The sequence below is a fragment of the Paenibacillus sp. BR1-192 genome (genome assembly GCF_029542445.1).
Taxonomy (GTDB): Bacteria; Bacillota; Bacilli; order Paenibacillales; family Paenibacillaceae; genus Paenibacillus_AQ; species Paenibacillus_AQ lautus_A.
Map to the genome: position 1 here is coordinate 418,557 of NZ_CP120718.1, position 21,838 is coordinate 440,394.

The following is a 21,838-nucleotide window of genomic DNA, read 5'->3' on the forward strand; positions in this document are numbered from 1 at the left end:
TTCGAATGTTTGCCGAACCTCTGCATGCTTGAAGGGAGGTCGTTAATCAGACGGCAGTATCATTTCAGGAGAGAATTCGCTTTCTAGAGCGGGTAATGGTAATGGAATCATGTGGTGATCACGAAAATCCTTGGGTGCTGGCGTGTAAATGAAATTCATGAAAGGGGCCATGAGAATAAGAAACCTCTGTTTAGATGCGGGTTAGAGTACTGCTGTTGACTCCGTGTTCCATTCAGAGGTTTTTTTGTTTGATGTCCGTTACATTCGGCAAATCTCTTTGGGGCAGTCCTCGCAGTGGCAAATATTCCGCAAATAGGCGGGGTCATTCAGAACGATGCGCCCCCGCTCGGTAGAAATCACGCCAAGATCCTTAAGCTCGTTCAAGATACGGTTGACGCTTTCGCGAGTAGAGCCGATCATCTCCGCCATCTCCAGATTCGTGATCCGCTTGCCGATGATAGCCCTGTGATCCTTGGCGGTCCCGCCGGTGCCGTACATATTGTACAGCCGCAGCAGCAGAGAGCATAGGGCGCCGGATTTGCCATGCAGCAGCAGATCGCGCAGTTTGCTCTGCGTGGTACGCTGCATGAGCGCCATCCAGCCCATATATTCCACGGCAAAGTCACCGTTGATGCGGATGATTTTATCCAGCTCGGTCTGGGGCACGACGCCGACCTCGCTATCCTCCATGGCCCTGGCTTCGAAATGATGCACGGCTCGTCCGAACGGATCGGGCTCACCGAACAGATCGCCCGGGATGTGGAGCGACAAGGTTGCCGACAATCCGCCTTCCAGCAGCTTGGATACCTTCAGGCTTCCCCGGTTTACGAAGTACAGCCGGTCGGCAGGATCGTTCTCCTGATACAGACAATCGCCGGCAAACAAACCGATTGGCTCGGCCATTTCCCGGATTAAAGCGAGATGCGGCGGCGAAAAGACGAAGGAAGTGCCCGCAGGAAACAGCCCTCCATCCTTCGCATCGGACCTTGCAGCTCGATTCTGTTTCATACGATCTTCTCCTTTTCGTAACTTATTCGGCAAGCTGATAATTGTCATTCGTTAGTTTGAATGTATCGGCCAGACCTGAGGTGAGATAGATTTGATGGTCGGTGGTGACGAAAATGGCATCGGCGTCATCCCGGCTCTCGACGAACTGCCGACCTTCCGTAAGCCCAAGCGAAAAGACGGATGTCGACATGGCATCGGCGTCCATGGACGTGTCGGTCACGATCGTCACGCTGAGCAGGTCGTTATCGACCGGATAACCGGTGAAGGGGCTCAGGATATGGTGATACACGGTTCCTTCTGCTTCGAAGAAGCGCTCATACACGCCGGAGGTCACGATGGTCTTGTTGACGGCTTGAAGGGTACCCAGGGATTGCCCGCGATCCTTCTCAGGGTCCTGGATGCCGATATTCCATGGTGAGCCGTCCGGCTTTGAACCCATGGCCAGGATGTTGCCCCCGAGGTCAATGATGGCGGAGCGGAAATCCTGCTGCTGCAAATAGTCCGCGATGACATCTGCGGCATATCCTTTGGCGATGGCGCCTAGATCCAGCGACATTCCCTCCTTCTCCAGCCGGATGGCATTCGATGCCGGATTTAAAATCACATCCTTGTAGTTCATTCGCTGCATGGCGGCGGCGAGCTCATCTTCTTTCGGCACTGCGGGGTGTTCGCCCCCGATGCCCCAGAGATCCACCAGCGGGCCTACGGTCGGTTCGAAATGTCCGCCGGAAGCCGCCGCGTAATCGATGGCGGTCTGGACCACCTTGAAGGTCTCTTCCGAAACGCTGACCTCGGATTTGCCCGCCGCTTGATTGACCTGATCGATCTCGCTGCCGGCCAGCTGCCGGTTCATACGCTGGTCGATCCGTTCCAGCAGAGCCCTAACCTCGTCGAAATGCCGGGGTGTCATCCGTTCATCGTAAACGCGGAGACTTACAATGGTATCGAATATAAAGTAACGTTCGGCTGCCGGTTCGGTGCTGGCGGCTGTCTTCTGATCCGCTTTGGTTGTGCAGCCGATCGCTCCCGTCATCAGCAGGGCGAGCATGATCAACAGGCTGCTGCAGGAAAGAAACTTCCTATACATGATAGTGCCTCCTCTTCGAATTCTGATGCTGTTTTTGCATCGAGTTCCGATGATCTCAGCGTATCAGACCCTTATCCCGCTGAATGTGAGAAAAATCATTTCTGGCACTTGGAGCAGCCCTGATAATGAAGATAAGCAAAGCGAAGTGGAGAGATGCTGATGAAACGCGGAGATATTGGAATAGCGCTTGTGCTGATAGCGGCTGTCGCCTGGTTTGGAATATCCAAGTTTATGGGGGAAGACGGAACGGCAAAGGGAACCTATGCCATGATCGAGGTGAACGGAAAGCATTATGATACGGTGGCGCTGACGGAAGAGCCCCGAGACATAGAAATCCGGACGGAGCGGGGATACAACCTCTTGAGGATCTCGCGCGAAGGGATCGAGATGGTGGAGTCGGATTGTCCGGATCAGCTCTGCATCGGGTTCGGCCACGTTCACGACATCCATGGCACCATCGTATGTTTGCCTAATCGCGTGTTCGTGGAAGTGACCGGAGAACAAATTAAAGGAAGTGAGCCGGATGCCGTTGTCTCCTGATCCGTATGCGCTCCGCAAGCTGGTCGTGATCGCCATCTGCGCATCATTATCGGTGGTGCTGGGCATTGTGGAAGCCCTGATTCCGTTCGCGGTCACGATACCCGGCGCCAAGCTGGGGCTCGGCAATATTATGGTTCTGACCTGTCTGGTCTGCCTTGGGGGCAGGGATGCCCTGTGGCTCATTGTCTTAAAAACATTGTTGACCGCCTTTATACTCGGCAGCTTCTCGACCTTTCTGTTCAGCATGTTCGGCGCTCTGGCGAGTTATCTGGTGATGTATGTCATGCTGAGGCTCGGGGGGAGCAATTTCAGCTTAACCGGCGTGAGCATCGCTGGCGGCATCGCTCATAATATCGGGCAATTGACGGCAGCCTCGCTGGTATTGGGAACGGCAAAAATTTATTATTACCTGCCCTTTCTGCTCGGGGCGGGCGTGGTGACCGGGATCTTCGTCGGATGGGCCGCAAAATATCTGATCGAATCCCTGCGGCGTATTGATCCGTTCGGCATGTTTCACACAGAAAGCTAAGGGGGAGGCGTTAGGCATGGCGGGCATAACCGATAAGTCAGAGCATGCAGTAAAGCTTAAGCATGTATATTACGGGCAGGGCTGTACGAACGTGCTCAAAGATGTCTCGCTGGCGATCCCCCATGGACAGTGGGTATGCATCGCCGGAAGAAACGGGGCAGGCAAGTCCACGCTTATTCGGCTGTTGAACGGCCTGCTCCTCATGAGCCGGGGACGCATTCTGATCGATGGGTTGGAGCTGAACGGCCGCACGCTGGGCGACATTCGCCGTCATATCGGCATGGTGTTTGCCAACCCGGACGATCAGTTTGTCGGCCTCACCGTAGAGGATGATATCGCGTTTGGCCTGGAAAATCTGTGCCTGAGCCGGGAAGAAATGCAGCAGCGGATTCGAACCTATGCGGAGCGGCTGGATATCGTCCATCTGCTCCAACGGCATCCGGCCACTCTGTCCGGCGGACAGAAGCAGCGGGCGGCCATCGCTGCCGTGCTGGCGATGGAGCCTTCCATCGTTGTCATGGACGAGGCGGCCTCCATGCTGGATGAGAAGGCCAAGCATGAGCTGCTGGGCCTGATGCGGGCCATGCACGCCGAAGGCAGGTACACGCTCATCTCCATCACCCATGATGTGGAGGAGATGGCCGAAGCCGACCGGATGGTCGTGCTGGACGGCGGCATGGTGGCAGCGGACGGCAGTCCAAAGGAGCTGCTTCTGCAGGACGACTTGCTGCGGCAGTGCAGGCTGAAGGCGCCTTTTGCCCTCCAGCTGTGCAGGGAGCTGAAAGCGAGAGGAATCGATATCGGCGAGCTGGTCAGGGAGAAGGAGGTGCTGGAGGCATTATGGTCATATCATTCGAAGAGGTTTCTTACCGCTACCGGGACCGGGGGATGAGTCCTATTCTTGGGCTCGACGGCCTGAATCTGGAGCTGGAGGAAGGCCGAATGATTGCCGTCCTCGGTGCGCCGGGCTCGGGGAAATCAACGCTTCTCCAGCATATGAACGGTTTGATTCGGGCGGATGACGGCCTGATTCGCATTTTGGATTTCCGCCTTGAATCGGGCGACGGCAAGAAAATTCCCGCCGGGCTGCGGCAGCGGGTCGGCCTGGTGTTTCAATATCCGGAGCAGCAGCTGTTTGAAGAAACGGTGGAGAAGGATCTCTTGTTCGGACCCCTTAATTTCGGACGGAGTCCAGCTGAAGCCGCAGAGGCGGTCCGCAGAGCGGCATCCTTCGTCGGATTGGATGAGGAGCTGCTGGGGCAGAGTCCCTTCAAGCTAAGCTCGGGCCAAATGCGGAAAGCGGCGGTCGCGGCCGTATTGGCGGCCGATCCCGACATTTTGGCTTTGGATGAGCCAACGGCCTCCCTCGATCCTGCCAGCCGGGAGGATCTGATGCAGCGGCTGCATGGGTTAACGAGGTCGCAAGGCAAAACCGTCCTCGTCGTCACTCACCGATTGGAGGAAATCGTGGCCTTTGCCGACGAATTCGTGGTAATCAAAGACGGCAAGGTCCTGTTTCAAGGAACGGCCGGGGAGCTCGTACAACGGCAGGAGGTGCTGGAGCAGGGAGGTCTGATGGCTCCTTCCTCCATGCGGATGGCGGGTATGCTGGCCGCACAGCTTGGAATCGAACCCGCGGAAATGCTTCCGGATGCGGCAGCATTGGCGGAATGGTATGCGGAACTGCTGGGATCATAGGACAGGGCCGGCAGGGCTAGGCAGAGGAGATAGGAGGGAGCCGACATGAAACGAAAAATCATCCTGGGCCGATATATGGAAGGCGATTCATGGGTTCACCGTCTGGATCCCCGCGCCAAGACGGCGGCCATGCCGCTCTTTATGGTGGCGGTGTTCCTGGTGGACGGATATATGGGGGTACTCGCGCTGCTGCTGTTCACTGCGGTGGTGATCCGGACCACGCGCATCCCGTACCGCTATTACATCAGAGCCATGAAACCGCTGATGTTCCTGCTGTTGTTCATCCTGGTATTTCACATCCTTTATGATGCGGGAGGCGGGAAACTGCTGGATGTGGGCGCGTTCAAGGTATATGCCGGCGGATTGGAAAAAGGGATCGTGTCCGCTTCGCGGATGGGACTCTTCATCATGCTGGCGGCGGTGCTGACCTTCACGACCCAGCCGGAGCAGCTGGCCCAGGGGCTCGGCAGCCTCCTGCGGCCGCTGACCTGCATCGGAGTGCCGACGGATCGGCTGGTGCTGATGCTCGGCATTGCCCTCCGGTTCATACCGACCATCTTCGAGGAAGCCGAGCGGCTGTGGAAGGCCCAGCAGTCCCGGGGACTGGACCTGTCATCCCGCCCGCTGAGGGAGAAGGCGCGGCTGATCATTGCCCTGCTGGTCCCGGTAACGACAGGCGCTTTCCGGCGCGCGATCGGGCTGGCCGATTCCATGGAGGCCCGGGGCTATCGCCTGGGGGCGCGGCGAAGCAGGTTCAGGACGTTTGTATGGAAGCGGGCGGACACGTTATTCGTGGCGGCATTTCTGCTGCCCGTGGCCGCAGCCGCGCTGCTGTAACGGCGGTCTGAAGAGCATGAAAACCGCAGTCCTTAAGGACTGCGGTTTGTGGTTTATTGTTACTCGAATTGGATAGGGAAGGTCCCGCAAACGCTGGTGGACGAGTTGCTGCAGCCTTCTGGCTCTGATTCGTTTTCAATGTCTTTTAATAGCTTTGAGAATTCGCCTAGATAAGGCTGCAGGACATGCTTCTTGTTATTGATTTTCCCTTGAACGATCTCGGCAAACCGTCCGTTCTCCGGTACTTCTCTTGCAGAGACGAGTCTCCCGTTCTTGTAATTCTCTACTCTAAAGTACTCTTCGTCCTCGAAGCGTTGATTCAGTCCAGTATGGAGCTCCATCATCCCATAGTCACCCGTTCGATATACGCCTTCGCTGATGGAACTCCCGTAGTCCTCCATAACGTTTGCATATGCGAACCCTTTGTAGTCAGGCGTGGACTTATCCCTTTTATAATAATTCAGCAGTTGAATGCGGCCGCGGGCCAATTTGGATTGCATCAATTCATTTGCCTGCTCCTGGTCCGATACGGAAAACTCCAAGAGAGTGTTCCCATTCCGGTATTCAAACCCAAGGATGTCCAGGGATTGCATCACCGTATAACCTGACAGCAAGTCATGATCCTTGAAAATGCCCTTCGAGATTACATGAAAATCAAAATCAGGGTTGCTTTCGCTCCGCATTCCCGTTCCGTTAGGACGATCGTTTCGCCATTCCCCTTCGTAGACGATTTTCATATCCTCGGGAAGCTTGTCCGATATGTATTTGCCTGTACCGGATCTTTGTCCATTGTACCACTCGCCGCTGTATACTTTGGATGGTCCCCATCGCATCGTACCTTTTCCGTGAGGTTTGTTGTTCTTCACTTCACCATAGTAGGTGGCCCCGTTAGGGAGGGTCAAACTAACTTGTTGGCTGGAGGCTTCCGTCTCTTCATGGGTAAACATAAGAAACAGCAATGCCAGCGTAAAAAAGCTTAGGTATGTTCTGATCACGTTGTAATACGTCTCCTCTAATCTGCCGATTTTTAATTTTGGCGTATCCCATAAGGTGGATGATTTACCCAGTCAAATCATAGATGAGATGCATGTCTGCCGTAAAGTTATAATATGGGAATTATATCAGTGAACTGGGATTTGACCGATCTTTTTTGTAAGTTTTACAATGCATCTCATAGAAAATATAGACAAAAAACACCTATCCTTTACGGAACGGTGTTTTTGTCATACCTATTCATTCATCGGCATCGGTGTATCCGTCGGCTCGATCCCCTCGTAGGCCCGGTCCACGGACTGCCGAATTTCCTTCAGGCTCAGCCCCTGCTGCCTGCCGTCGAGGTACATGTTCGTAACGTCCAAGCAGGTTTGGCAGAATTTCGCGTGCGTGGTTGGCGTGAGCCTGCCGTCTTCCTCTTGAGCATAGTAGCAATTGAGGTTGCTGCTATGGCCGGCATCGCCGCATCCGCAGAAGCAGGGCATGAAGGCCAAGTGGCTGGCATGGAGGATGGCTGCATTGTATTCCTTCACGCTGGACATATGTGGTAGAGGCGTATCGGGATGCAGCAGGTAGTCGGTTTTGCCGTCGGAATGGCCAGCAAGGGCTTCCGCATAGAGGATGTCGCTGCGATACGCGCCGCTTACCACTTGAACGCCGTTCACGCCTTCAAAGGTTTGCAGCGTAAGCGCAATGGCTTCTACCGCCCGTTCTCCCTCCTCGGAGCCGGTAAAGGCACGAAACGATGGGGACAGTTCCACCACGGTCACCCCGTGTTCGGTTCGGATTTCTACGAAGTTTACGCCGGCCGGGATGGCACTTTCAAGTTCAGGCGGCAGCAGATCCGAAAGCTGGGTCAGCATCGTCATGGCACTGACTTTGGGATAGTTGACGGAGGTATCCGTCTGCACGTACTGGGATACCGGCGTGAATAAACCGGTATGCGGGTCATAGGCATGGAGGGTTACGCTGGGCATCGTGCTGGGGATGGCCGAGAGAATCGTTCCCTTGGGCTGACGTGTACCGTTCGCAGCGATATCTTCCAGCTCCCGTAGGATCACGTCGCTTGATATATCATCGGTCAGTCTTCCGAGTTCTTCCTCCTGAGCGTTCAGGAACAGGATGGTCGGGTGCTCCGTAATACCGTACCGGTTAACGGCTTCCGTATCCTCCGAAATGCTGAAATACTGGTAACGGTAGTCCGGCGAGGTTGCTTCCATCTGCTCCATGACGCCCAGCGCCTTGGAACAGCCGCCGCAGCCCTTGAGCGCAAAAATGGCGATGGAGCTCACTTGCGTGTCAACGGTCTCCTGTTCCGCAAGAGGAGATGTCCTGAATAGCATGAAGCCCCCGGCAGCAAGCAGGAGCAGGAAGGCCGTCAGCGCAATTCGCCACCGCCAGATTCGTGTGCGATGCATGTCTATTAAACATCCTTTCATATCGAACAGGGATGCATCCATGATGGACGTATCCCTGTTCGTTTGGAGTATATGGCTTCATGTCTGTCTTTAGGGCAGGAAATAATGGAGCAATGCCTGCAGATCATGCTGAGCCGGGTGATCCGCGAAGTCGCCGATCATGCGCTGGGCATGTTCCGCATAGGAACGGGCAAGCTCTTCGCTCTGCTCGATCGCGCCGCTTGCGGCGATGCGGTGGATGACGTCATCCATGTCTGCCGCGGCGGAATGAGGGCCGAGCTGCCTGATTCTAGGTGCAAGGGCAGGATCGTTTAGGGCGTAAAGCACCGGCAGTGTAATGTTGCCGTTTCGCAGGTCTGCGCCAGCCGGCTTGCCGATGGCCTCCCTGGGCTTCGTGAAATCGAGCAGGTCATCCCGGATTTGAAAGGCCATGCCGAGCGACTCCCCGAATTGAAAGAGCCGTTCAGCGGTTCCGGCATCCGCATGGGCTGCTTCCGCGCCCGCTTTCAGGCAGTGGGCCATCAACAGGGCCGTTTTGCAGCGCGTTTTCTCCAAATACTGCTCCATCGTCAGTCCGAAGTCGAAGCGGTGTTGAAGCTGATCGTATTCTCCCATGCAGAGCTCGGTGACCAGCGCCGCAAGCTCGGCTAATCGGTAGGCCTCGTCTTCGGAGACGTCTTCGCTGTTCCCGTCCGGGTCGCCGCCCGGATGACCGGCGGCCCATTCGATGGCACGGGCAATCATGTAGTTGCCGATGTGCACCGCCGTCTGGACATCGGTCGTCTCGTGCAGGGTCGGCATGCCGCGCCGCATATCGGATTGATCGATAATGTCATCGTGCACCAGCGAGGCCATGTGCAGATATTCAAGCAGAACGGCGGTTTTCATGACGGCCGGCTCATGGCCGCTTTCCCCGAAACGGCTGCCGAGCACGACCATAAGCGGGCGCAGCCGCTTGCCGCCGGCATTAATGAGATCCATGACGCTGCTCAGCACCACGGAGGAAGGGGGAGGTCGCGGTCTGAGCTGACGACCTCCCGGAGCAGGCGATCGAAGGAAGCGAGATCCACTCCGATTCGGTTATGAAGGTTCATCTGTATCCGCGCCCCTTTCCATGGATGGCCCCTTACGCGCTCCGCTGCTCCAGATAGCTGCGGATTTCGCGCTTAAGCTCGTTGAATATCCTTTCGGGTGAAACGTTCCTGAGCAGGCTGAGCTGCATGCGCTTATGAAAGGGGAGAAGCCGGGACAGCAGCTTCCATTCCTTTCGCTTGACGGCAATCCGGTACATGAGTCCGGTCAAATAATCGCCGTCCAGCAGCAAACGCGTCAGTCTCTCGTTATCCTTCGCTTGCAGCTTGCCATGCTTGTTTAGCGCAGTATGAATCAGGATGCAGCAAGCCAGCACCGTCATTTTGCGTGAATAGGCGAGTTCATAAGCATTGAGCATATCGGCGATGTCCCTCACCGGTCTGTTATCCATCTCCATCCAATCGATATCCGTTCCGGAATCGATATGCGACCGAAGCAGGTCGATCGTATCCTGTAATAGCTTCATATCCATCGTTATTGACTCCTTCCGGAAGGCTCGTGTTGATCAGAGTGATACCGGCAGAGCGGTTAGGGCTTGAGCTTGATTCGGCAAAGCGCGATACGATCAGCCGTTCTATTGAATAGAGAAGAATTAGTCCGTATACACGTACCAGCGCCTTACGATCGGTATTCGCTTCCACACCTTTTTCAGCCAAGGATACACATAGTAGTCAAGTCCGAACGTGCTGCCCGATCCGCCGATCAAGGCGATTCCTGCTGCCAGATACCACAGCATCTCGTTAGGCGCCATACCCGATACCCAAACCATGGCGCCCATGGCGACGCTGGCTACGGCTGCAGGTGCCGTGAACAATCCGACGATCAGCAGGATGCCGACGATCAGCTCAGCCAATACCATCGAGGTCTGAAACACATAGGCAAGCGAAGTATAGCCGCCGTCTCCGGTATAGAACATCAGGTCCATCGACCAGTCGACGATGGATTTCAAGAAATCCGGCACCGGAAGGGCTGTGACCGCTTCTGCGGTATAAGCGGAGGCGGCGGATACCGCGTCTGCCGCTCCGGCTCCGGCTGCATCGGCGCCTGCAGCGGAAGCTGCGCTTACGCCGTCGGCTGCTTTGGCAGGAATGAGGAACATTTTATTCGGATCGTCAATGATCTTATGAATCTTATCCCACCCTTGGGACAGCCACATCCATCCGGCAAAAATCCGCAGCGGAACGAGCCAGAAATTCGGCGAGCGTTTGGCAAAATGCCCGCCCACGAAGCTGCGGTTGTTCCGGACATGGAAGAATTCATGCAGCATATAATGGTATACCTTGTTGAAGCCGCAAACCTGGAACAGATAGAGCATGTTGATCAGATGTTTGACCAGCATGGCCGGGAAGCCGCTGAGCCTGAACATATGGCCCGGCACGCCGACGTTGGCTACCCCGTAGCGGCTGCCGATACAGACCATCGTGCCGTGGAACGTCGGCTTGTAGGATTTCATCGGTTTGTTCGATAATTCAGCGACGATGTTATGCGCAATGACCGGGGCCGCGAGTTCCGCGTTTTCCACCATTTGAGGTACGGGTGCAGCCGCGCCCTCAGGAATGTAGAAAATATTGTCCCCGACGACGTATACGTTCGGATGAGCAGGAACTTGCAGCTTGTCGTTGGTCAAAATCCGCTTGCGGCCTTTTTGCTCGACATCCATGCTGCCGACCACATCGGAGCCTTCCACCCCCGCGGTCCAAATAACGGTGCGGGATTTGATGTCGCTGCCGCCGACGGTAACGCCGTCCGGCTTAACCTCCGTAATCTTGGAGCCGGTGATGATGTTGACGTTCATTTTGCGCAGCCGCTTCTCGGCTTTGCGTATTAACGGCTCCGGCAGGATTGGAAGGATCTTGTCGACCATGTCGGCAACGTGAAGCGTAACCTCGCTTGGATCCACGTAGAATTCCTTGCATAACTGCTGCGTGAACTCGGCCAACTCGCCGATCATTTCCACGCCGGTGAATCCGCCGCCGACAACGACGAAGGTCAGCATTTCCTTGCGGACCTGCGGGTTGCGCTCAAGAACCGCTTTGCGGAACATATTCAGGGTATGTTCTTTCAGGCGGACCGCATCATCGTAAGACCACAGGGTAAAGGCGTGTTGATCCGCACCCGGTATGCCGAAGAAGGTCGGCTTGCTGCCTGTACCGATGACTAAATAGTCGTAGTCGTAGGTCTGTTTCTCTCCCTGGAGCGTTTGGCCGTCAAAGTCGATGCCGCCGATTTCATCCAGCACCACGTCCACGTTCCGGAACCCGGAAAATACTTTTTTCAGATCGATTTTGATGGAATCCTCCTCGACCCGGTTGGCGGCCACTTCATGAAGCTCGGTCAGCAGCGTATGGTACGGCTTGCGGTCGATGAGCGTTATCCGCAAATCCTTCTGTTTGCGCAGTCGTTTAGCCAGCTTCTTGGCGGTAAGTATACCGCCGTATCCGCCGCCCAGCACGATAATCTGTTTCATGCGAATCTCCCCTCAAGGAATAGTTGTCTTCTTTCTATCGTACTTGTGGCTTATTTGGCGCCTTCGAGCGCCTTCGCTGCCAGTTCTACGAATCCGTTGACGTGGATGGATACACCGGAGATGGCATCGGTTTTGCCGTCTTCACCCGTTACGATGGCCTGCGGATCTTGCTTTTCGATCAAATACTGCTCGGCTTGATAAGCCTGCTCGTGCCATTCGGATTGAGCCCCGCCGTTCTTCATGCCGTACTCGCCCGATTTGGAACGGGTGACTTTGTCGGTGCCTCCGTCTTTATGAACGCCGTTCCAGCTGACTGCGGCGATTTTACCGTTAATTACGGTAACGTCGACGGTTTCCTTCCAGCCGGATTTGGCATCGAAGTCAGCCGCTTCCGCGTGGTAGCTGCCGTCTTTGTATGGTCCTGCTTCAACAGGTCCCGCGGCCAGTGCTTTTGCTGCCAGTTCCGTAAATCCGTTGACATGGATCGATACCCCGGATACGGCATCCGTACGGCCCTCGTCGTTCAAGGCGAGGCCTTCAACCGACTGCTGAGCCACCAGGTATTCCTCCATCTTGGCTGCCTGCTCATGCCATTCCGCTTGAGCGCCGCCTTTTTCCTTCATGCCGTAGAAGCCTTTTTCGGAAAATGTCTTTTTGTCCAACCCGCCGTCCTTATGAAGACCGTTCCAATTGGCGCTGACGATTTTACCGCCTTCGACTTTAATCGCGACGAGTTCCTTCCAGCCGGAATCCTCGGCAAATTCGCCTTCGGCGTAATATAAGCCGTCCTGCAGGGCCGTTCCTTCTTGGGCCGGTTGCTCCGCGTTTCCGGCATTATCCGTGTTTTGGCTCTCTGCCGGTTTGTCCGTGGTGACAGGCTCTTTGTCTCCGTTGCCTCCGCAGCCTACGAGCAGCGCGAACATCAACATGACGGAGAGGGATAGAGAGAGTGTCCTTTTCATTCTGGTTTCCTCCTATAATTTTGTGAATTACTTCACAAATATTGTTCTTGAGTTCATTGTATTCTGAAAAAGAATAGTTATCGGTGAAAAAAATCACAAACTGACGCGGTGCTTCATGTTCAGGCGAGCATGCTGAATTTCAGGAAGTTGAGCATCCGTCAAATAATGCCTCGAATGTCATCCAGGGATTGAATGCCCTCGTTCTCCATCAGTTGAATCAGTTCTTCAGCCAGGGTATCTCCCGCACGGAGGTTGATGAAGTTGTACGTACCGATTTGTACAGCTGCGGCGCCTGCCATGATGAATTCGAGGATATCCTCGGCACTGCAGATGCCGCCGATTCCCACCACCGGGATGGACACCGACCGGGCCACCTGATGGACCATCCGCAGGGCGATCGGCTTAATCGCCGGCCCGGATAATCCGGCGTAGGCTCTGTCAAAAACGCTGCGACGTTCCCGAATATCAATCGCCATCGCTTGAATCGTATTGATTAGCGAGAGGCCGTCGGCCCCTTCGGCTTCACACATCCGTGCCATTTCCCTCAAATCCTTCGCCCCGGGAGAGAGCTTGACGAGCAGAGGCAGCGTGGTGGCATTGCGGACTGCGCGAACCACCTCTCGAGCCTGCTCATTCTCGATGCCGAAGGCAAGCCCGCCTTCCTTGATATTGGGACAGGAGATGTTAAGCTCGATCATGTCGACGGCCCGTTTGCCGGCTGAGCGCAGCTTGCGGCCGGCTTCGGTAAGCAGCTCGGCGCCCTCCGCATATTCCCGTACAGTGCCGCCGCCGAGATTGACGATGACCGCTGTCCCGTGCGAAGTCATGTCGGATAATTCGTGCTCCAGAAAAGCCCGGATTCCCGGATTCTCCAGGCCGATGCTGTTCATGATGCCCGATGGCGTTTCATAGATCCGCGTACCCGTATTCCCAAGCCGCGGGGTCAAGGTCAATCCCTTGGAGACAATGCCACCGAGCTTGCGAAGCGGATACAGATCCGCATACGGTTTGCCGAAACCGAACGTGCCCGAGGCTGCTAATATCGGATTCGACAGCGGCACTCCCGCCAGTTCACAATCGATGGAGATCATTCCAGTTCACCTCCTTCGCCAGAAATACGGGGCCGTCGGTGCACGCCTTGCGGTTCGAACCCGCGGCAGTTAACGTGCAGCTGTTGCATGCCCCGATGCCGCAGCCCATTCGCTTCTCGATGGAAACGTGGAGCTTGGCGTTTGTACCTTCGGCTTTTTGCGCCAAGCTGTGCATCATCCCAACCGGGCCGCAGGCAAATATCGTGTCATAGCGACTCGGGTCCACTGCATCGACGATGGTGCCGCCGGACTTCACCGTGACATCCCGCCTGATTTCGTGGAATCCGTTGACTCCGAAGGGAACGCCGGCGTATCCCAGATACACGCTGGCTTCGGGAATTTCCTTAGCTGCGAGCAGCAGCGGAGCCACTCCGATACCGCCTCCCACCAATGCCGTCCGTCCTTGGGGGTCAGGAAACCCTTGCCCGAAAGGCCCTTCCAGCTGTATTTTGTCACCCGCTTGAAGCGCCGACAGCAGCCACGTACCGGTTCCCTGCACGCGATATAAGAAGGAAACGGAATCCTCCGTCAGGTTATGAACGCTGATCGGCCGTGACAGCACGGGATAGGCATCCCAGCAGCGAAGCATGAAGAACTGTCCCATTCGTGCCGAATAGCTGCCTTGAACGGTAAGTCGATAGATGCGATGGGCCAGTCTGACATTTTGAATAACAAGGGCCACGTTCTCATTCTCCTCCCTTGGCGTACTTTTTCCGCCCGCTATGTTCCTTGCTACAGTATCACAGACGGATAAGGCTACCTGTGACATTTCTCATATTCGGGCGTTGCCGAGGCTTGATACTTTTTGTATACATAACGCTAGGCGAGAAAAGGGTGGGGATCATACATGAAAACACTAGTGATCGTTGCACATCCGGGTCTGCATGAGGGATCACGGATCAATCGCGAGCTAACCGAAACGGTGGGACATCATCCTGAGGTGACGGTGCATGACCTGTATCAGCGGTATCCGGATGGCATCATCGACATCGCGGCCGAACAGCAATTGCTGCTTCGACATGACCGCATCGTGTTTCAATTCCCTTTCTGGTGGTACAGCTCGCCGCCTCTTCTGAAGCATTGGTTCGACGAGGTGCTGACCTTCGGATGGGCTTATGGCCCGGGCGGCGACAAGCTCCGGGGGAAAGAGTGGGGCGTGGCCGTGACGACCGGCGGAGCAGCGGAAGCCTATGGGAACGCAGGATATAACCGATACACGGTGGAAGAGCTCACCCGGCCTTTTGAAGTGACGGCCAGTCTGGTAGGGGCGGTCTACTTGCCGGTATTTACTGTGCATAATGCCATACAGCTGACAGATGAAGAGCTGCGGCGTCATGCTGAGGATTTTGCGCTGCACGTGACAGGCGCGGTGAGGGCCGGATAAGGGCTACTAATGAAAACGAAAGTTCCTGTCTTCTAAAGTGATGGTTCGATTACCGGTATGATGGGCAAAACGGCAGGTTGTATGCTCCAAACTACAATTGGTGATTATGGGCGGCGGATGCTCATTGAAAGTGAAGAAATGAATGGCTGATACATGAGCCTGGCGGCAAAAGCTGCCGGGCTTTTCGGTGTTCTGGCAAATTGACGAATCGCCCAATAATTTGAAAACATGCGTTGCATTATGGAGACGCTTATTCTATACTCATATACATAGTTATACGATACATAGATTATCTGGGTATTGGAGTGATAGGGAAATGGGCATTAACAAAGAGCTGCTGAAAGGCAGTACCGTCATTTTATTGCTTACCGTCTTGAACAAGCGGGAAATGTACGGGTACGAGCTGATCAAGGAGATTGAGCAAAGCTCAGATGGGGTGTTCCTGATGAAGGAAGGCACGTTATACCCGATTCTGCACACGCTGGAGGCGGAAGGTTGGCTGGATTCCTCCTGGAGCCAGCACGATGGACGCAAACGGAAATATTACCGGATTACCGAACGCGGCAGGGAGCAGCTCCATGAGAAGACCAAGGAGTGGGTCAAATTCCGGACGGCGGTGGATACGGTCATCGGGGAGGGAAGCTAGCGTGCGACCGGTTGAAGAATACAAGGTTGTCCAAGACTTCCTGACTCAGGTGTGCAAGCAGGTACGCGCAAGAGCCATGCATCCGGAAATCCGCGAAGAACTGCTCGGCCATATTGAGGAGCGGACGGAGCTTCTGATGCTGGAGGGCAATGCGGAGGAGCCGGCGGTGCAGGAAGCGGTGAAACAGATGGGGGATCCGGGGGATATCGGCAAAAGCCTGCATTTGGCCCATCGGCCTCAATTGGATTGGAAGCTGCTTATCCTGCTGGCTTTACTTTCGCTGATTGGGTTGTTCGGGGCACTGAGCGTGGATTATTCCGGTACGGAAAAGATCACAGATATGTTCGCGAGAAAAGTGGTGTTCTTCGGTATCGGCTTGATCCTTCTCATCGGTTTCTATTTCTTTGACTACAGAAAGCTGAAGAAATATTCCGGGGCTTTGTTTTTTATCATGCTATGCCTGATGGCGATGACGGAATTTTTCGGGACGAATATAAATGGAGCCAACCTCTATCTTCACGTCGGGCCTATTGTGATTCCCATGCTTGGAACGGTTTCCGTCTTTATTCTCCTCTTCTCCTTGGCAGGCATGAAGCCTGCGAATCGGTGGGGACCATGGGAGGCTGTATTCCACATCCTGTATCGGGGTGGGCTGCCGATCGCACTCTACAGCATGAGTGGTTCGATGGTGTATATGTTCATTTATTTGCTGGGATTCCTGATACTGACCTGGACGACGAAAAGGAATATTAAACAATTTGCGGTACTAACATTACTGTCGTTTATTGGTGTGGTCTATATTCTGTTTACTAAAAGGATATACCTCATGTGGAGATTGGAGGGACTCGCAGACCGCGAGGGGGATGGCGGTTATTTCATGCGGGTCATCGCGGATGCCGTTTCTTCCGCTGGCTGGTTCGGTCAAGGCTTTGCTGCGCCGAATCCAGGGATCCCGTACGTTTATAGCGACTCCATATACCCCTATCTGATTTATTGCTTCGGTTGGATGTTTGGCATCTTGGTGGGCATGGTCGTTCTTTTGTTCCTCGCCAGAATGTGGAGCATAGCCCATGTACTTCACGATTCCTACGGAAAAAATATCGTGACCGGCGTCATCGTGGTCATGGGACTGCGCCTGCTCATGCCAATCCTGATGGGACTGGGAGTGGTACCCATTGTGAGCCTGGACTTTCCTTTTATCTCGTATAGCGGCGTCAACAACATGCTGGATTTTGCCATAGTCGGCCTGCTTCTCTCCATTTACAGACGCAAAAACATGATCCCAAGCGAGATGGGAGAAGCGGCTCCGATGAAGGTAGCTTAGTGAAGGTGGCTGAAGATCATTCTTCGATTTCGGTTAGCAGGCTAAAATTTATTAAAAAGAAAAAGCGAGATCTTGGGCTCTCGCTTTTTTCTCGTTTATAGAGAAGCTTCATAATCAGTTCGGTGGCGTATAAGCTACACCTTCTCCAACGTACCGGCCGAAATCTCTTCAATATAGTGGCAGGCCGCCTGATGACCTCTTTGCTCTTCGACTTCCCGAAGTAACGGCGCCTCGGATCGGCAGCGATCCGTGGCATACATGCAGCGGGTATGAAACCGGCAGCCGGAAGGCGGGTTGATCGGGGACGGAACATCCCCCTTGAGAATGATGCGTTCCTTCTTGCGGTCGGGATCCATTGTGGGGATGGCCGATAACAGAGCGCGGGTGTAGGGATGCTGCGGGCGCCGGAAGAGGGAGTGTTTATCCGCGATTTCCACGATCGTCCCCAGATACATCACGATAATTCGGTCCGAAATATGCCGGACGACCCCAAGATCATGAGAGATGAACAGATAGGTCAGCTTGAATTCGGTTTGCAGCGATTTCATCAGATTGAGTACCTGTGCCTGGATGGACACGTCGAGCGCGGAGACCGCTTCATCACTGATGATCAGCTTGGGGTTCACGGACAAGGCACGGGCGATCCCGATTCGCTGCCTTTGTCCGCCACTGAATTCATGAGGGTACCGATTGGCTTGATAGGCGGCCAGGCCGACCGTTTCCAAAAGCTCAATGGCACGGGACCGACGATCCTTCTTTGGCACGACATTTTGGATGTCCATCGCTTCTTCGAGTACTTGGAGGGCTGTTTTTCTGGGATTAAGCGAAGCGTAGGGGTCCTGAAAAATCATCTGCAGGTCTTTACGCCTTCGGGTCATCTGCGCTTTGTTCAGGGTGAGCAGATCGGTTCCCTCGAACAGTACCTCGCCGGAGGTCGGTTCGTCCAGTCTCAGAATAGCCCGGCCCGTGGTTGATTTACCGCAGCCGGATTCACCCACGATACTGACCGTTTCCCCCTCGTGCACAGAGAACGAAATGTCATCCACGGCTTTGACGACGTTGACGGTACGGCCCAAGATGCCGCCTTTGATCGGAAAATACTGCTTGAGGTTTTTGACGGTTAACAGCTCTTTGCTCATGACAGAACGTTCACCTCGCTTTCCGGTTCCCACTGATCGGTGTATTTCCAGCACCTGACTTGTTGGTTATCATCCAGTACCTGAAGCTCCGGCAGTTTGTCGTAACACAGCTTGGCTGCATGGGGGCAGCGTGGGGCGAAGCGGCAGCCTTCCTGCGGATCATAGGGGCTCGGAACCGAGCCCTTAATCGGCTCGAGCGTTTCCTTATCGATATCATGCCGCGGCAGCGAGTTCATTAGGCCGATGGTGTAGGGGTGCTTCGGATGCTTGAACAGGGTCCGCACATCGGAATATTCCACCACCTTTCCGCAGTACATGACCGCCACGTCATCGCAGGTTTCCGCGACGATGCCCAGGTCATGGGTGATAAAAATAATCGACATCTGCAGCTTTCGCTGCAGCTCCTTCATCAGCTCCAAAATTTGAGCCTGAATGGTCACATCGAGCGCCGTGGTCGGCTCGTCTGCAATGAGCAGATCCGGATTGCATGCCAGCGCCATGGCAATCATGACACGTTGGCGCATACCCCCGGACAGCTGAAAAGGGTACTGCCGGACTCTTTTTTCCGGGGAGGGGATGCCGACCAGCCTCAACATCTCGACGGCTTTGTCCATGGCTTGTTTTTTACTCAGATTTTCATGGATTTGATAGGCCTCCGCGATCTGGTCGCCGACGGTGAAGACCGGATTGAGCGAAGTCATCGGCTCCTGGAAGATCATCGAGATTTGATTGCCCCGGATTTTCCGCATCTGCCGGTCCGATTGTTTGAGCAGGTTCTCGCCGTTATACAGGATTTCGCCTCCGACGATTCGCCCCGGATCAAAGATCAGCCGCAGGATGGACAGGGACAGTATGCTTTTTCCTGAACCGGATTCGCCCACGATCCCGAGCGTCCTCCCCTTGCGTACGGTTAGGCTGATATCATCCACGGCTTTCACTTCGCCCAGTTCGGTAAAAAAAGAGGTGCGCAGGTTCTTGATCGTCAGCAGATTTGATGCGTGCTCTTCCATCTGTCGTAGCTCCCTTCGCTTTCAATTGGTCTGACTGTATTTGCGATTATGAGGACTATGGTTTTGCTATTTTTAATTTTCCGCTTTTGTGTGCATGGACTGAAAACGGCTCAGTTGGCCGCTTTAGCGTAGTTGAGGACTCTGGTTCCGCTATTACTTGATTTTCTGCCTTTTAGCAGCAGGTTGAGGACACCAGATCCGCTATTGCGAGATATTTCAGGATTAATCGGTGACTTCGGGCGCATTAACGGATCGTGTGTCCGCATGGACTCGAAAATAGGTCGATTATCAGCAAATAGCGGATCGTGTGTCCGGATGGGCTCCCTCGAACGGCTCAATTAAAGTAAATAATCGATTATAAGCACGCAGTGGCCCGTAGCTTCTGTAATCTCGGGTGCGCATGGACTGAAAACGGCTCAGTTGGCCGCATTAGCGTAGTTGAGGACTCTGGTTCCGCTATTTCATTAAATTCCGCCTTTTAGCAGCAGGCTGAGGACACCAGATCCGCTAATGCGAGATATTTCATGATTAATCCGTGATTTTGGGTACATTAACGGATCGTGTGTCCGCGTGGATTCGAAAATAGGTGGATTATCGGCAAATAGCGGATCGTGTGTCCGGACGGGCTCCCCAAACGGCTGGATTACAGTAATCAGCGTTTATAATATAAGTCCGCAATGGGCCCCGAACAGCTCGATTTTCGGCAGACAGTGAATCCCGCCGTGTCCGCCTACACTCAACCCGCGATCGACGAAAAATCGCCAATCAATCGAAATCAATGCGCTTGTTGAAGTACCGGTAGGAGATGTCCACGAGCAGATTCACGAGCACAAACATGATCGAGAGCACAAGCACGGTTGCCTGTACGACCGGGAAATCCCGTGCCCGGATCGAGTCGATGACGTACCGTCCCATGCCGTTCACGGCAAATACGGACTCGGTCAGCACCGCCCCGCCCAGCAGGCCTCCGAATTCCAGGCCGATGACGGTAATGACGGGAATCATGGCATTTTTCAAGGCATGCCGGTAGATGATGACGCGCTCTCGGACGCCCTTCGCCTGGGCGGTACGGATGTAGTCCTGGCCGATGACCTCCAGCATGCTGGACCGGGTCATTCGGGCAATAATCGCGGCGCCCCCGGTCCCGAGCGTGATCACGGGCAGGACGGTTTGCGACCACGTGCCCCAGCCGGAGGGACGGAACCAGCCCAGATCCACGGCAAAATATTGGATCAGCATAAGCCCCAGCCAGAAATTCGGCATCGACAGCCCGAACAGGGCGATGAACATGACGCCGATATCGGCAGGGGAGCTTTTTTTGACGGCGGAGATGATGCCGGCCAGAATGCCGAGGAATACGGCCAGGATCGTAGAGTACACGGCAAGCTCAACGGTGATCCAGAACCGGCTTTTGAATATTTCATCGGCGATGGGGCGGCTGCTGCGGATCGAATCTCCCAAATCCCCCTGGAGCAAGCCGCTGACGTAGTTCCAATACTGAAGCGGCAGCGGATCGTTCAATCCCAGGTTCTCGCGGATCTTCTCGACCTGCTCCTTAGGCGCCCCTTCCCCGATAATGACCTGCGCCGCATCTCCCGGAATGAGGTGCATCAGCAGGAAGACAACGATGGTCACGCCAATGACGACAGGTATCGTTTGAATCAGCCTTCGAATGGAATAGATGAGCATGGCCCGGCAGCTCCCTTCATTATTTTTTCATTTTCGGGTCAAGGACATCCCGCAAGCCGTCACCCAGCAGATTAAATGCGATGACAACGAACACGATCGACAAGCCGGGAAACAGGGCCACATGAGGGTGGTCCATGATATAGTTGCGCCCATCATTCAGCATGGCTCCCCACTCCGGCGTGGGCGGCTGCGCGCCAAGACCGAGGAAGGACAGGCCGCTGGCGGTCAGGATCGCTACCGCAATCCGCAGCGTCGCCTGCACGATGATAGGGGATGTGATATTCGGCAAAATATGCCCGAAGATGATTCGGCCGTCGCTGGCGCCCAACGAACGCATGACATCAACATATTCGAGCTTGCGGACGGCCAGCGTGGAGCCCCGAACGACTCTGGCAAAGGTAGGGATCGAAAAAATACTGACGGCAATGATCACGTTGAACAGGTTTTTTCCAAGGACGCTGACAACCGCCAATGCCAACAGAATGCCGGGAAACGCCAGCATGACATCGGTCACTCTCATAATGAGCGCATCCCATTTACCTCCGTAATAGCCCGAGATGATTCCGAGCACGACACCAAAGGCTGCACCGATGATCACCGAGATAAAGCCGACCGAGAGCGTGAGACGCATGCCATGAATAATCCGCGTGAAAATATCTCGACCGTTGTGATCCGTACCAAACCAATGGTCGGCGGACGGCTTCAGCAGTTTCGTAGAATAATCCACTTTGGTCGGATCATACTGGGTGAGCAGGGGGCCGAAAATCGCGATAAGGATCATCAGCAGGAGAAAATAGCCCCCGAATAAGGCCGCTTTGTTCTTCTTCAGACGGTGGTAGAAAGATTTCCATTGTACAAGGCGGGTTCCACTAGGGAGCGATTCTGGTGTTCTGGCATCAGCGGTCATGTTAGGCACGTGAAATC

General features: G+C 54.7%; 22 protein-coding genes. 8 read left to right on the forward strand and 14 right to left on the reverse strand.

The window, feature by feature from the left end; translation table 11 throughout:
- Nucleotides 1-258: 258 nt before the first annotated feature.
- Nucleotides 259-1,008, reverse strand: a complete 750-nt coding sequence (locus tag P0X86_RS01795; protein ID WP_096774817.1) for a Crp/Fnr family transcriptional regulator — start codon at nucleotides 1,006-1,008, stop codon at nucleotides 259-261.
- A 22-nt stretch (nucleotides 1,009-1,030) separates the two neighbouring features.
- A complete protein-coding gene (locus P0X86_RS01800) occupies nucleotides 1,031-2,095 on the reverse strand; it encodes an FAD:protein FMN transferase (protein ID WP_277747623.1) in 1,065 nt (354 codons plus the stop codon).
- A 159-nt stretch (nucleotides 2,096-2,254) separates the two neighbouring features.
- On the opposite strand from P0X86_RS01800, the gene P0X86_RS01805 reads away from it, so the two are divergent.
- From P0X86_RS01805 to P0X86_RS01825, 5 genes are read left to right on the forward strand one after another with little or no spacing between them, the layout of a single operon-like run.
- The gene (locus P0X86_RS01805; protein ID WP_009593819.1) at nucleotides 2,255-2,635 is read left to right on the forward strand and encodes a NusG domain II-containing protein; all 381 of its coding nucleotides are present in this window, start codon (nucleotides 2,255-2,257) and stop codon (nucleotides 2,633-2,635) included.
- Nucleotides 2,619-3,164, forward strand: coding sequence for a Gx transporter family protein (locus P0X86_RS01810; RefSeq protein WP_009593823.1), 546 nt, complete (start codon nucleotides 2,619-2,621; stop codon nucleotides 3,162-3,164). The genes P0X86_RS01805 and P0X86_RS01810 overlap by 17 nt, the downstream gene beginning before the upstream one ends.
- A 16-nt stretch (nucleotides 3,165-3,180) precedes the next feature.
- Nucleotides 3,181-4,056 carry an energy-coupling factor transporter ATPase gene (locus P0X86_RS01815; protein WP_277747624.1) on the forward strand — a complete coding sequence of 292 codons (876 nt, stop codon included), beginning with the start codon at nucleotides 3,181-3,183 and terminating at the stop codon, nucleotides 4,054-4,056.
- Nucleotides 4,005-4,862, forward strand: coding sequence for an ATP-binding cassette domain-containing protein (locus P0X86_RS01820; protein ID WP_277747625.1), 858 nt, complete (start codon nucleotides 4,005-4,007; stop codon nucleotides 4,860-4,862). Before P0X86_RS01815 ends, P0X86_RS01820 begins: the two co-directional genes overlap by 52 nt.
- 45 nt (nucleotides 4,863-4,907) lie before the next feature.
- Nucleotides 4,908-5,699 (forward strand): energy-coupling factor transporter transmembrane component T family protein, encoded by a 792-nt coding sequence (locus P0X86_RS01825; protein ID WP_192569971.1) that lies wholly within the window; start codon nucleotides 4,908-4,910, stop codon nucleotides 5,697-5,699.
- 59 nt (nucleotides 5,700-5,758) lie between these two features.
- On the opposite strand, the gene P0X86_RS01830 is transcribed toward P0X86_RS01825, so the two are convergent.
- From P0X86_RS01830 to P0X86_RS01865, 8 genes are all read right to left on the reverse strand, one after another.
- Nucleotides 5,759-6,694: an MORN repeat-containing protein gene (locus tag P0X86_RS01830; RefSeq protein WP_277747626.1), complete on the reverse strand. Its 936-nt coding sequence runs from the start codon at nucleotides 6,692-6,694 to the stop codon at nucleotides 5,759-5,761.
- 234 nt (nucleotides 6,695-6,928) lie between these two features.
- Nucleotides 6,929-8,110, reverse strand: a complete 1,182-nt coding sequence (locus P0X86_RS01835; protein ID WP_277747627.1) for a PCYCGC motif-containing (lipo)protein — start codon at nucleotides 8,108-8,110, stop codon at nucleotides 6,929-6,931.
- 90 nt (nucleotides 8,111-8,200) lie between these two features.
- Complete coding sequence (locus tag P0X86_RS01840; protein ID WP_277747628.1) at nucleotides 8,201-9,091, reverse strand: polyprenyl synthetase family protein; 891 nt, start codon at nucleotides 9,089-9,091, stop codon at nucleotides 8,201-8,203.
- Between the two features lie 145 nt (nucleotides 9,092-9,236).
- Nucleotides 9,237-9,674 (reverse strand): hypothetical protein, encoded by a 438-nt coding sequence (locus tag P0X86_RS01845; RefSeq protein WP_277747629.1) that lies wholly within the window; start codon nucleotides 9,672-9,674, stop codon nucleotides 9,237-9,239.
- Nucleotides 9,675-9,794: 120 nt separating this feature from the next.
- Complete coding sequence (locus tag P0X86_RS01850; RefSeq protein WP_277747630.1) at nucleotides 9,795-11,669, reverse strand: FAD-dependent oxidoreductase; 1,875 nt, start codon at nucleotides 11,667-11,669, stop codon at nucleotides 9,795-9,797.
- Between the two features lie 50 nt (nucleotides 11,670-11,719).
- Nucleotides 11,720-12,631, reverse strand: a complete 912-nt coding sequence (locus tag P0X86_RS01855; RefSeq protein WP_012818625.1) for an FMN-binding protein — start codon at nucleotides 12,629-12,631, stop codon at nucleotides 11,720-11,722.
- A 158-nt stretch (nucleotides 12,632-12,789) separates the two neighbouring features.
- Nucleotides 12,790-13,722: a dihydroorotate dehydrogenase gene (locus tag P0X86_RS01860; RefSeq protein ID WP_096774807.1), complete on the reverse strand. Its 933-nt coding sequence runs from the start codon at nucleotides 13,720-13,722 to the stop codon at nucleotides 12,790-12,792.
- Nucleotides 13,703-14,404 carry a dihydroorotate dehydrogenase electron transfer subunit gene (locus P0X86_RS01865; RefSeq protein WP_277747631.1) on the reverse strand — a complete coding sequence of 234 codons (702 nt, stop codon included), beginning with the start codon at nucleotides 14,402-14,404 and terminating at the stop codon, nucleotides 13,703-13,705. The genes P0X86_RS01860 and P0X86_RS01865 overlap by 20 nt, the downstream gene beginning before the upstream one ends.
- Before the next feature lie 165 nt (nucleotides 14,405-14,569).
- On the opposite strand from P0X86_RS01865, the gene P0X86_RS01870 reads away from it, so the two are divergent.
- The 3 genes from P0X86_RS01870 (at nucleotide 14,570) to P0X86_RS01880 (ending at nucleotide 17,076) form a co-directional block, all read left to right on the forward strand.
- Nucleotides 14,570-15,106: an NAD(P)H-dependent oxidoreductase gene (locus P0X86_RS01870; protein ID WP_277747632.1), complete on the forward strand. Its 537-nt coding sequence runs from the start codon at nucleotides 14,570-14,572 to the stop codon at nucleotides 15,104-15,106.
- A gap of 316 nt (nucleotides 15,107-15,422) precedes the next feature.
- On the forward strand, nucleotides 15,423-15,752 hold the full coding sequence (locus P0X86_RS01875) for a PadR family transcriptional regulator (protein WP_009595865.1): 330 nt from the start codon (nucleotides 15,423-15,425) through the stop codon (nucleotides 15,750-15,752).
- A gap of 1 nt (nucleotide 15,753) precedes the next feature.
- Nucleotides 15,754-17,076 carry an FtsW/RodA/SpoVE family cell cycle protein gene (locus P0X86_RS01880; protein WP_277747633.1) on the forward strand — a complete coding sequence of 441 codons (1,323 nt, stop codon included), beginning with the start codon at nucleotides 15,754-15,756 and terminating at the stop codon, nucleotides 17,074-17,076.
- Between the two features lie 134 nt (nucleotides 17,077-17,210).
- Here the strand turns inward: P0X86_RS01880 and P0X86_RS01885 are convergent, their stop codons facing one another.
- From P0X86_RS01885 to nikC, 4 genes are all read right to left on the reverse strand, one after another.
- A complete protein-coding gene (locus P0X86_RS01885; protein WP_277747634.1) occupies nucleotides 17,211-18,215 on the reverse strand; it encodes an ABC transporter ATP-binding protein in 1,005 nt (334 codons plus the stop codon).
- On the reverse strand, nucleotides 18,212-19,225 hold the full coding sequence (locus tag P0X86_RS01890; RefSeq protein ID WP_213580022.1) for an ABC transporter ATP-binding protein: 1,014 nt from the start codon (nucleotides 19,223-19,225) through the stop codon (nucleotides 18,212-18,214). Before P0X86_RS01890 ends, P0X86_RS01885 begins: the two co-directional genes overlap by 4 nt.
- Before the next feature lie 765 nt (nucleotides 19,226-19,990).
- Complete coding sequence (locus P0X86_RS01895; protein ID WP_012818632.1) at nucleotides 19,991-20,914, reverse strand: ABC transporter permease; 924 nt, start codon at nucleotides 20,912-20,914, stop codon at nucleotides 19,991-19,993.
- A gap of 19 nt (nucleotides 20,915-20,933) precedes the next feature.
- Entirely contained in the window at nucleotides 20,934-21,830 is an 897-nt protein-coding gene (gene nikC, locus P0X86_RS01900; RefSeq protein WP_277747635.1) for a nickel transporter permease, read from the reverse strand.
- Nucleotides 21,831-21,838 lie beyond the last annotated feature (8 nt).

Coding starts and splice junctions, on each gene's coding strand:
- P0X86_RS01885 (WP_277747634.1), bottom strand. CDS start 18,215: ATGAGCAAAGAGCTGTTAACCGTCAAAAACCTCAAGCAGTATTTTCCG.
- P0X86_RS01860 (WP_096774807.1), bottom strand. CDS start 13,722: ATGATCTCCATCGATTGTGAACTGGCGGGAGTGCCGCTGTCGAATCCG.
- P0X86_RS01890 (WP_213580022.1), bottom strand. CDS start 19,225: ATGGAAGAGCACGCATCAAATCTGCTGACGATCAAGAACCTGCGCACC.
- P0X86_RS01820 (WP_277747625.1), top strand. CDS start 4,005: ATGGTCATATCATTCGAAGAGGTTTCTTACCGCTACCGGGACCGGGGG.
- P0X86_RS01875 (WP_009595865.1), top strand. CDS start 15,423: ATGGGCATTAACAAAGAGCTGCTGAAAGGCAGTACCGTCATTTTATTG.
- P0X86_RS01855 (WP_012818625.1), bottom strand. CDS start 12,631: ATGAAAAGGACACTCTCTCTATCCCTCTCCGTCATGTTGATGTTCGCG.
- P0X86_RS01870 (WP_277747632.1), top strand. CDS start 14,570: ATGAAAACACTAGTGATCGTTGCACATCCGGGTCTGCATGAGGGATCA.
- P0X86_RS01795 (WP_096774817.1), bottom strand. CDS start 1,008: ATGAAACAGAATCGAGCTGCAAGGTCCGATGCGAAGGATGGAGGGCTG.
- P0X86_RS01825 (WP_192569971.1), top strand. CDS start 4,908: ATGAAACGAAAAATCATCCTGGGCCGATATATGGAAGGCGATTCATGG.
- P0X86_RS01850 (WP_277747630.1), bottom strand. CDS start 11,669: ATGAAACAGATTATCGTGCTGGGCGGCGGATACGGCGGTATACTTACC.
- P0X86_RS01845 (WP_277747629.1), bottom strand. CDS start 9,674: ATGGATATGAAGCTATTACAGGATACGATCGACCTGCTTCGGTCGCAT.
- P0X86_RS01835 (WP_277747627.1), bottom strand. CDS start 8,110: ATGCATCGCACACGAATCTGGCGGTGGCGAATTGCGCTGACGGCCTTC.
- P0X86_RS01815 (WP_277747624.1), top strand. CDS start 3,181: ATGGCGGGCATAACCGATAAGTCAGAGCATGCAGTAAAGCTTAAGCAT.
- P0X86_RS01840 (WP_277747628.1), bottom strand. CDS start 9,091: ATGGATCTCATTAATGCCGGCGGCAAGCGGCTGCGCCCGCTTATGGTC.
- P0X86_RS01895 (WP_012818632.1), bottom strand. CDS start 20,914: ATGCTCATCTATTCCATTCGAAGGCTGATTCAAACGATACCTGTCGTC.
- P0X86_RS01800 (WP_277747623.1), bottom strand. CDS start 2,095: ATGTATAGGAAGTTTCTTTCCTGCAGCAGCCTGTTGATCATGCTCGCC.
- P0X86_RS01805 (WP_009593819.1), top strand. CDS start 2,255: ATGAAACGCGGAGATATTGGAATAGCGCTTGTGCTGATAGCGGCTGTC.
- P0X86_RS01810 (WP_009593823.1), top strand. CDS start 2,619: ATGCCGTTGTCTCCTGATCCGTATGCGCTCCGCAAGCTGGTCGTGATC.